Origin of the sequence: Klebsiella sp. K5-306, from assembly GCF_051835185.1 — a bacterium.
Lineage (GTDB): Bacteria > Pseudomonadota > Gammaproteobacteria > Enterobacterales > Enterobacteriaceae > Klebsiella > Klebsiella oxytoca.
The window spans coordinates 1-534 of sequence record NZ_JAIFJY010000067.1; the positions used below are offsets into that span (position 1 = coordinate 1).

1 tRNA gene and 2 rRNA genes are annotated in these 534 nt (G+C 47.9%); all 3 read right to left on the minus strand.

Features of this window, described 5'->3' with window-relative positions:
- Positions 1–105: ribosomal RNA gene (locus tag K2184_RS29015) — 23S ribosomal RNA — on the minus strand; the annotation flags it as partial.
- 190 nt (positions 106–295) lie between these two features.
- A tRNA-Glu gene (locus K2184_RS29020) sits at positions 296–371 on the minus strand.
- Between the two features lie 85 nt (positions 372–456).
- Positions 457–534 (minus strand): 16S ribosomal RNA (locus K2184_RS29025); the annotation flags it as partial.

Sequence of the window (534 nt, forward strand, 5' to 3'; positions counted from 1 at the left end):
GTTATAACGGTTCATATCACCTTACCGACGCTTTTCGCAGATTAGCACGTCCTTCATCGCCTCTGACTGCCAGGGCATCCACCGTGTACGCTTAGTCGCTTAACCTCACAACCCGAAGATGTTTCGTAAAACATCATCGTGTCGCGAAAATTTGAGAGACTCGAACACACATTCACTGTGTGTCGTTTCAATTTTCAGCTTGATCCAGATTTTTAAAGAGCAAATATCTCAAACGTCACCCGAAGATGAGTTTTGAGATATTAAGGCAGGTGACTTTCACTCACGAACCAGCAAGTGGCGTCCCCTAGGGGATTCGAACCCCTGTTACCGCCGTGAAAGGGCGGTGTCCTGGGCCTCTAGACGAAGGGGACACTGAAGTCTCAATCGCAAGACGCCTTGCTATTTACTTTTCATCAGACAATCTGTGTGGACACTACAAAGGCAGGTTCTTTCAGGTAAGGAGGTGATCCAACCGCAGGTTCCCCTACGGTTACCTTGTTACGACTTCACCCCAGTCATGAATCACAAAGTGGT